This is a genomic window from Mycobacterium sp. (assembly GCF_049673265.1).
Taxonomy (GTDB): Bacteria; Actinomycetota; Actinomycetes; order Mycobacteriales; family Mycobacteriaceae; genus Mycobacterium.
Map to the genome: position 1 here is coordinate 1 of NZ_JBATXN010000590.1, position 8,118 is coordinate 8,118.

At 65.0% G+C, this 8,118-nt stretch carries 8 protein-coding genes, 2 tRNA genes and 1 pseudogene; 4 read left to right on the forward strand and 7 right to left on the reverse strand.

The window, feature by feature from the left end; all coding sequences use genetic code 11:
• The 3 genes from WBF82_RS20005 to lipE form a co-directional block, all read right to left on the reverse strand.
• The coding region (locus WBF82_RS20005) for a toll/interleukin-1 receptor domain-containing protein (RefSeq protein ID WP_424384676.1) at positions 1-812 on the reverse strand (812 nt) is incomplete at its 3' end.
• Between the two features lie 142 nt (positions 813-954).
• Positions 955-1,827 carry a cyclopropane mycolic acid synthase family methyltransferase gene (locus WBF82_RS20010; RefSeq protein WP_424384683.1) on the reverse strand — a complete coding sequence of 291 codons (873 nt, stop codon included), beginning with the start codon at positions 1,825-1,827 and terminating at the stop codon, positions 955-957.
• Between the two features lie 104 nt (positions 1,828-1,931).
• Positions 1,932-3,182 (reverse strand): lipase LipE, encoded by a 1,251-nt coding sequence (lipE, locus tag WBF82_RS20015; RefSeq protein WP_424384677.1) that lies wholly within the window; start codon positions 3,180-3,182, stop codon positions 1,932-1,934.
• Between the two features lie 113 nt (positions 3,183-3,295).
• Between lipE and WBF82_RS20020 the strand changes: the two are divergent.
• A pseudogene (locus WBF82_RS20020) lies at positions 3,296-4,607 on the forward strand (HNH endonuclease signature motif containing protein).
• 31 nt (positions 4,608-4,638) lie between these two features.
• On the opposite strand, the gene WBF82_RS20025 reads toward WBF82_RS20020, so the two are convergent.
• Positions 4,639-4,827 (reverse strand): hypothetical protein, encoded by a 189-nt coding sequence (locus WBF82_RS20025; protein ID WP_424384678.1) that lies wholly within the window; start codon positions 4,825-4,827, stop codon positions 4,639-4,641.
• Between the two features lie 37 nt (positions 4,828-4,864).
• Positions 4,865-5,689, reverse strand: coding sequence for a crotonase/enoyl-CoA hydratase family protein (locus tag WBF82_RS20030; RefSeq protein WP_424384679.1), 825 nt, complete (start codon positions 5,687-5,689; stop codon positions 4,865-4,867).
• A gap of 23 nt (positions 5,690-5,712) precedes the next feature.
• Here WBF82_RS20030 and WBF82_RS20035 point away from each other — a divergent pair, with 23 nt between their 5' ends.
• Positions 5,713-6,306 carry a TIGR03086 family metal-binding protein gene (locus WBF82_RS20035; RefSeq protein ID WP_424384680.1) on the forward strand — a complete coding sequence of 198 codons (594 nt, stop codon included), beginning with the start codon at positions 5,713-5,715 and terminating at the stop codon, positions 6,304-6,306.
• On the opposite strand, the gene WBF82_RS20040 is transcribed toward WBF82_RS20035, so the two are convergent.
• Together WBF82_RS20040 and hisC are read right to left on the reverse strand one after the other, a co-directional pair.
• Positions 6,303-6,770: a DUF4334 domain-containing protein gene (locus tag WBF82_RS20040; RefSeq protein WP_424384681.1), complete on the reverse strand. Its 468-nt coding sequence runs from the start codon at positions 6,768-6,770 to the stop codon at positions 6,303-6,305. The two genes, WBF82_RS20035 and WBF82_RS20040, sit on opposite strands and share 4 nt — an antisense overlap.
• Positions 6,771-6,780: 10 nt before the next feature.
• Entirely contained in the window at positions 6,781-7,845 is a 1,065-nt protein-coding gene (gene hisC, locus WBF82_RS20045; RefSeq protein ID WP_424384682.1) for a histidinol-phosphate transaminase, read from the reverse strand.
• An 87-nt stretch (positions 7,846-7,932) separates the two neighbouring features.
• Here hisC and WBF82_RS20050 point away from each other — a divergent pair.
• Positions 7,933-8,023, forward strand: a tRNA-Ser gene (locus tag WBF82_RS20050).
• 20 nt (positions 8,024-8,043) lie between these two features.
• Positions 8,044-8,116 (forward strand) — tRNA-Arg (locus WBF82_RS20055).
• Positions 8,117-8,118: the final 2 nt, after the last annotated feature.

Genomic DNA, 8,118 nt, shown 5'->3' on the forward strand with positions numbered 1-8,118 from the left:
GCGCCGGCGAGCATGGCTTGGGCCTGCGATGTCAACTTCTCAGCGGTGGCCCCATCCCGCTGCCGAATGGCCTCCTGTCGCTGCTGCACCGCTTCGTGTCGCTGCCGCACCGCCTCACCGCGCTGCACGAAGGCGATGACCGCTGCGGCGACGGCTATCACCGTCAGCAACGCCAGTCCGGCGATCGCTGCCGCCCGAAAACGCCGGAATCGCTGCCGCTCACGCAAATCATCGCTGGCCAATTCATCTTTCGGCTTGCCGTGAATCGGCGCCGCCAGCGCAGTGAGCTTGTCCCGGAATATTTGTGATCGAAAGTCCCACGGGGCATCGTCGCTGACGTCGATGTACAGCGGCTCAGCCGCCAGCGTGCCTCCCTGCGTCAGAACGGGTAAAGCTGCGTTCGACTGCTGTGGGTCGAACCGGGCCTCTGCTTCGTCCCACTGCAGATCACCCTTTGCGACAACGAGCATCAGGTGCTCGCGCCCGCGACCTTCCAGCCAGTAGCTGACTTCCTTGTCGACCCAGACCGATGCCGCTGCTTGGGGGGATAGCACGACGATCAGGTAGCGGGCGCTGTCGAGTGCCGTCGTGATCTTCGACCAGAGATCTGGATTGGCCTCGAGGTTCGTGGTGTCGCGGAACACTCTCAGTGCGCGTAGTTGGCCCAGCCGACGCCCGATACTGTGCAGGGCTTTTTGGATCGCAGCGGCGACTTCCTGATCGCGGTGAGCATAGGAGAGGAACGCGTCGTAATCGAGGGCGGCCTCTGAATCGTTGCCCTCAGCGCCAGTAGTGTTCGTCGGGTCTGACATGCAGCCGCCTGTGGACAGTCAAAAATCGCCTCGCGTTGAACCGAGCTACAACTCGGGCAGCGTCAGTCAGTCTGACATGTCGGCTGACACGCCGTGCGACTTTGCTGGCATCCCTCCGCCACCGCTACTGCGACGATCAGCGCTACTTGACCAGCGTGAACTGTCCGATGTCGGTGATGTCGCGGCGGAAGAAATCCGCGCATCCGGTCAGATAACGCAGGTAGCGCTCGTAGACGGTCTCTGACGTGATCTCGATCGCCTTGTCGCGCCGGGCAACCAGGTTGGCCGCCCACATGTCCAGCGTGCGCGCGTAGTGCGGCCGCAGCAGGTGAACCCGCTCGACGCCGAAACCGGCCGCGGTCGCGAACTGCACCACGTCGTCATCCGCGGGCAACTCGCCACCGGGGAAGATCTCCTGCCCGATGAACCGCATGAACCGCAGATCGTTCATCGTGATCTTGATCCCGTGCGGCGCGAAGTAGCTTTGCCGATGTCCCAGGATCGTGTGCAGCAGCATCCGGCCGTCCGCGGGCAGCACGCGATACGCCGTTTCGAAGAACGCGGGGTAGCGCTGCTTCGTGAACGCTTCGAAGGCTCCGATGCTCACGATGCGGTCCACCGGGGTGTCGAACTCCTCCCAGCCCTGCAGCCGCACCTCGACCGATCGTGACGTCGACACCTTGGCCAGGCGCTCGGTCGCGTACTGGTGCTGGTTGCGGCTCAGCGTGATGCCGATGACGTTGACGTCGTATTTCTGCAACGCCAGCTCCAACGCACCGCCCCACCCGCATCCGACGTCGAGCAACGTCATACCGGGCTCGAGGTTCAGCTTGCCCAGCGCCAGGTCGAATTTCGCGACCTGCGCCTCGTCGAGGGGCATGTCATCGCGCTCGAAATAGGCGCAGGTGTAGCCCATGGTCGGACCCAAAAACAACGCAAAGAAATCGTCGGATACGTCGTAGATCGATTGAGACGTTTCGTAAAACGGTGTCAAATTACTGGTTTCACCGGACATCGACAAGCTACCCATCTGTTTACAGTCCCCCGAATCACAGCCAAACGTGCGTGGGACATGCTAGACGAGTGCCGACTAATGACGTAATCGCAACCGATCTGTGTCTATCGGGCGCGCGGTATCTCGGCCGCGATGCGATCCATGAGCGCGGTGTAGCGCCTGACTTCTGGGTCTCGGCCCGGTTTGCCGCTGCTCACCACGCCCGCCGCCAGCCTGCGCTCGGGGTCGGCCCAGATCGCGATGTTGACCAGCCCGAGGTGACCGAAAGCCGCAGGCGCGTTGCGGCCGAACGGACCGAACCTGTTTGTGCCTAGCTGGAAGCCCGTGCCCCAGCGGGCTGGGGCCAGGCCGGTCGCGAAATCCGGTCGTAGACGGCGGCATTCACGCACCGCGGCGCGCAGCGTTTCCGGGCGCATCACCTGGACGCCATCGAGTTCACCTCCGCGACGCCATATTTCGGCAAACCGGGACATCTCGTCGGCGGTGGTCACTGTGTTGGACGACGGCACCACGGTGGTGAGAAACATCGGTGTGTTGGTGAGCGGGATGATCTGGTGCATCGTTCCGCCGATCGCTCTGCGAAAGGCCGCTGCGATCGGGGCGGGTAGTTGTCTGCCGGTGGCGTGGCTAGGCGCAACCAGGGGGAGATCCTGTTCCGCGACACCGAAATTGGTCCAGCGAAAGCCCAGCGGGTCGAGTATTTCGGTGGCCAGGATCTCACGGATGTCCTTGCCGGTCGCGGCATAAATGATCTCGCGCATCAGCGGGCCCCATGTCAGCGCGTGGTAGATATGTATCCGCCCCGGCCGATACAGCGGCCGCAGCTTGGCGAGCTGTTCCTGCGCGTATTCGTGGTCATCCGCCCGTTTGAGGTCTGGCTTCGGTCCGGTGGCGAAAGGAACTCCGGCGCTGTGCGTCATCACGTGCCGGATCGTGGTGCGGTCCTTGCCGTGGCTGGTGTAGGTGGGCAAGTACTCGCAAACTCGATCGTCGAGGGAGAAGGCCCCGCGTTCGACGAGCATGTGCGCGACGGTCGCCGTGATCGCTTTGGCCGACGAGTAAGTGCAGAACGGCGTATCCGTCTTTACCGGGATCTTCTCGGCATCCGGCGAGTCGGTGGGGGCATTGCCCCAGCCATGGCCGATCGCGCGGTTGAGCACGACCTTGCCGTTGTGGCGCAGGCACAGCTGAATCGCCGGGTGCATCCCCGCCTCATACCAGTGCCGGGCGGCCTGCCAGATCCGTTCGACGGCCGCGGGGTCGATCTCCGAGTGGTCTTCGTCGGCGACCGCCGTAACGGCGTCCAGGTCGGCGGGGACGCGAATCCTGCCCTGCGAGTCACCCTGGTCGGTCATGCATGCGAGGGTACGTGCAGCCGTGGTGGGCGAGTTATCCACAGTTGCGCCTTTATCCACAGGCGCTGGTACCTGGACGTGTTTTAGTCGTCGGGCATCGATAAAATTCGAACATGCATTCGAGCAGCCCCGAAGAGATCGAGGAGGTCTTCGCCGCACTCCAGACCGACCTCGACCGGGCGCTGGCGTTGTCCTTCGACGCGCTGACGACCCCCGAGCGGCTGACCGTGCTCCGGCACTGCGAAACCTTCCGCCGCCAGCTGCCCGCCGTTGAGCATCCGTTGATCAACCAGCTCGGTGCGCAAGCCAACGAGACCGAGCTGGGCGGCACCCTGTCGCAGGCGTTGGCCAACCGTTTGCGGATTAGCCGCGGCGAAGCCTCGCGGCGCATCCATGAGGCCGCCGATCTCGGCGAGCGCACCGCGGTGACCGGCCAACCGCTGCCGCCGGTGCTCGAAGCCACCGCTGCCGCCCAACGCACCGGCGATATCGGCACCGCCCACGTCGCGGTGATCCGCGGTTTTATGCACCGGCTGCCCGAGTTCGTCGACATCGACACCCGGGTGCAGGCCGAGGCGCAGCTGGCCCGCCTCGGCGGCCAGCATCGCCCCGACGAGCTGGCCAAGCTGGCCGACAAACTCACCGACTGCCTTAACCCCGACGGCGACTTCACCGACGACGACCGGGCCCGGCGGCGCGGCATCACCATCGGCCGCCAGGGTTTCGACCGGGATGTCAGCGATCAATGGGTGTTTGACCCCCGAAGCCCGCGCCACCCTCGACGCCGTCTTCGCGAAGTTGGCTGCCCCGGATACGTGTACTGACATCCGCAGCACCGCCCAACGCAACCACGACGCCCTCAACGCCGCCGCCCGCACCCTGCTGGCCTCCGGCGCGCTGGGTCAACACAACGGGCTACCGGCGACCATCATCGTCACCACCACGCTCAAAGAACTCGAGGCCGGCGCCGGGCGCGGGCTCACCGGCGGCGGCACCCTGCTACCGATGTCCGATGTGATCCGGCTGGCCTCCCACGCCCATCACTACCTGGCCATCTTCGACAAAGGCAAAGCGCTGGCGCTGTATCACACCAAACGCCTAGCCTCACCAGCCCAACGAATCATGTTGTACGCCAAGGATCGTGGCTGTTCGTTTCCCAATTGCGACGTGCCCGGCTACTTCACCGAAGTCCACCACATCGACCCCTGGGCCAAAACCCACACCACCGATGTCAACGACCTCACCCTAGCCTGCGGCCCCCAACACAACATCGCCGAACAAGGCTGGACCACCCGCAAAAACCACCGCGGCGAGACCGAATGGATCCCACCGCCGCATCTGGATTACGGCCAACCCCGCACCAACACCTACCACCACCCCGAAAAACTGCTACGCGACGACGGAGACGACGAAAACGATCCGTGACGCTGAGTGCAGCGAGCCGGGCGGGCAAACGTCAGGCTCGGTCGCCCTCGGTGTCGTCGAAGAATCGCCAGTCGCCGTCGACCTCGACTTCCATCCGCCAGCCGAGTTCGGAGTTGTCGGCCTTGGCGTCGACGAACCACGCATGCGCGTCCTCGGCGCTCTCGATGTCTTTGGTGTCGACGACGTCGCCGTGCGGATTGATTACTCGGTAGGTAGCCATGGCCGAGGGTTACCCGCTGCGGGCGCGCCGAATCGTGTCACTCCCCGGTGAACTGCGGCGGGCGCTTGGCGAATGTCGCCGAGATGCCCTCGGACAGATCCTTGGACGGCAGGAACGCGGCATTCCACGCGGCCACGTAGCGCAGACTCGCCGACACCGCCGAAACCCGTTGCTGGTCAAGGACATCCTTGATGCCCCGGACAGTCAGCGGCGGGTTGGCGGCGATCTCGGCGGCGGTGGCGTGCGCGGCCTGCAGGGTGGCGTCGGCGTCGGCGAACACGTCGTTGACCAAGCCGATCTTCTCGGCGCGGGCCGCGTCGATGTCCTTACCGGTGAGCGCCAGTTCGCGCAGGTGGCCGTCGGAAAGGATCAGCGGCAGCCTGGCCAGGCTGCCCACGTCGGCGACGATCGCCAGCTTGACCTCGCGCACCGAAAACTTCGCGTCGGCGCTCGCGAAGCGCATGTCGACCGCGGAGATCAAGTCCACGCCGCCGCCGACGCACCAGCCGTGCACCGATGCGATGGTCGGGGTGCGGCAGTCGGCGACAGCGCTGATCGTGTTCTGCATCCGCAGCACGTCGGCGTGGAACTCGGTGCGCGGGCCCGCCATCGCGCCGTCGGCCAGCACCGGGGCCAGCGTCCCGCCCATCGCCGGCAGGTCGAGGCCGTAGCTGAAGTTGCGACCAGACCCGGTGATGACGATGGCCCGCACATCAGGGTCCGCGTCCAGCGCAGCGAACAGCTGCGGTAGTTCCGACCAAAACGCCGGCCCCATCGCGTTGCCTTTGCCCGGTCCGATCAACGTCACCTGCGCGACGTGGTCTTTGGTTTCGACAGTCACGGATTCGTACGGCTGGCCCATGTCGAGACCGTACCGTGGACGTCGTGTCTCCTGACCTGCGGCCCGGCCCCGACTCTCCACCCACCGACGAGCTGGCCAGCGCAGAAGCGGCGCTGGGCGTCCTGCAACACGTGGTGCATCCAATCTCGCGGGACGAGCTGTCGAAATCCACTCCGTGCTCGGAATACGACGTGCTGCAGCTGACCGACCACCTGATGAACTCCATTGCCGTGCTCGGTGGCGCGGCGGGCGCGGAATTGCCGGAGCGCGACACCGGAGACTCGGTCGAGGGGCAGATCGTCGGCGCGGCCCGGCCCGCGCTGGACGCGTGGCACCGCCGCGGCTTGGACGACACGGTGACCATCGGCCCCAATGAGCTACCCGCCACGTTCGCGGTCAGCATCTTGTCGCTCGAATTCCTGGTCCACGCTTGGGATTACGCGGCCGCGACCAAGCACCCGATCGAGGTCGCCGAGCCGCTGGCCGATTATGTGCTGGGACTATCCAAGAAAGTCATCTCGCCGCAGACACGCGCGACGGTGGGCTTCGACGATCCGGTCGCCGTACCCGACGATGCATCCGCCCTCGACCAGCTGATCGCCTTTACCGGCCGCGATCCGGGTCTGGCCCGGGACTAGACGCGTTCCAGATAGAAGTAGAAGTATCTGCCGCCATCGACGACACCTTTGCCGTTCATGATGCCCATCACCGCGTCGTCATCGATCGCCTTGAAGTGATCGTGGACAGGTTGGCCGTCGTAGACCATCGTCGCGGTGACTTCGCCGCGAAACTCCTCCAGCCACAGGCTGGCTTCGCCCTTGCCCATCTTGACGTTGGAGAACCGGTTGCCGTCTTCGTCGAGACACACCAGCGGCTGCACGTCGGCCGGCGAGTTGAAAGTCTTGCCGAACCAACGTGACTTTTCGAGTTGACCGTTCATCCGGTGGCCGGTGACGAACTCGCCGCCCTTCCACTCGCCGAGCATGCCGTCGATGGTGGCCGGCTGCAGGCTCGCCCAATAGTCGTCGAGCTCGGCGTCGGTGAAATCGCCGGTGCGCTCCTTGAACTCGGTGAACTTCTTGCGGGCCAAAGCGTCAGACATGCCAGCTCCTCTAAATCCAGCCCGTTGCGAAGTGCAGCAGGGCGTCGTTTTCCTCCGGGGCGCCGATGGTGACCCGGACGCCGTCGGTTCCGTACGGGCGGACCACAATCCGGGCGTTGGCCGCCTGTTCCACGAAGTCTAGGGTGCGCATTTGCAGTGGCAGCCAAATGAAGTTCGCTTGCGACGACGGCACGGTGAAGCCGGCGCCCCGCAGCGTTTCGCTGACCCGGGTGCGTTCGCCGACCACTGCGTCGGTGCGGGCGAGCAGTTCGTCGGCGGCGTCCAGCGAGGCGATCGCGGCGGCTTGCGAAACGTTGGTCGTGGTGAACGGAACTGCAACCTTGTTCAGCGCGGTGATCACCTGCGGATCGCCGACCGCATAGCCCACCCGCAGACCGGCGAGTCCGTAGGCCTTCGAAAACGTCCGCAGCACAACAACATTGCTGTGCGAGCGGACCAACGCGAGGCTGTCGGGTGCCATGTTGTCGCGGATGTATTCGACGTAGGCCTCGTCGATCGCGATCAGGACGTCCGACGGCACCGCTTCGACGAACGAGACCAGCGCCCGCGGGTCGACCACCGTCGACGTGGGGTTGTTCGGGTTGCACACGAAGATCAGCCGGGTGCGGTCGGTGACCGCCGCGAGCATCGCGTACAGGTCGAAAGTCTCGTCGCGCAGCGGGACCTCGATCGGGATCGCGCCGGCGACCCGCACCTGCAACGGGTACATCTCGAAGCTGCGCCAGCCGTAGAGCACCTCGTCGCCCACGGACGCGGTGGCCTGGACGAGCCGCTGGCACAGATTCACCGAGCCGCCGCCGACGGCGATGTGCTCCGCGGCGAAGCTCGCGCGGGCGGCGGCGTTCAGATGCTGTGCGAGCCGCGACTTCAACTCCGCGTTGTGGTTGTCCGGATAGCGGTTGACCATGCTCATCGCCCGGCCGATGGCCGCCTGCACGCCGGGCAACGGACCGTGGACCGTCTCGTTGCTGGCCAGCTTGATCGCACCCGTCACCGTCTTGCCCTCGACGTAGGCTGGCAGCTCAGCCAATTCGGGACGCAGGCGAGCAGTCATTTCGACAGCATATGTCCGCGCTGTGTACGCTGTGCTCCGCGGCGGTTCCAGGAGCCGAAGTGGGTCCGGTACCCTCAGGAAATCCAAGGAGGCGTGCCAGAGCGGCCGAATGGGACTCACTGCTAATGAGTTGTCCTCTTACCGGGGACCGGAGGTTCAAATCCTCTCGCCTCCGCCACGCTAGACAACTGAACACATGCGCCCGTAGCTCAACGGATAGAGCATCTGACTACGGATCAGAAGGTTGGGAGTTCGAATCTCTTCGGGCGCGCT

Bases quoted from the DNA above. Each gene is read 5' to 3' on its own strand.
- hisC (WP_424384682.1), bottom strand. From the start codon at position 7,845: ATGACTGCTCGCCTGCGTCCCGAATTGGCTGAGCTGCCAGCCTACGTC.
- WBF82_RS20040 (WP_424384681.1), bottom strand. From the start codon at position 6,770: ATGTCTGACGCTTTGGCCCGCAAGAAGTTCACCGAGTTCAAGGAGCGC.
- WBF82_RS20030 (WP_424384679.1), bottom strand. From the start codon at position 5,689: ATGGGCCAGCCGTACGAATCCGTGACTGTCGAAACCAAAGACCACGTC.
- WBF82_RS20010 (WP_424384683.1), bottom strand. From the start codon at position 1,827: ATGTCCGGTGAAACCAGTAATTTGACACCGTTTTACGAAACGTCTCAA.
- WBF82_RS20025 (WP_424384678.1), bottom strand. From the start codon at position 4,827: ATGGCTACCTACCGAGTAATCAATCCGCACGGCGACGTCGTCGACACC.
- lipE (WP_424384677.1), bottom strand. From the start codon at position 3,182: ATGACCGACCAGGGTGACTCGCAGGGCAGGATTCGCGTCCCCGCCGAC.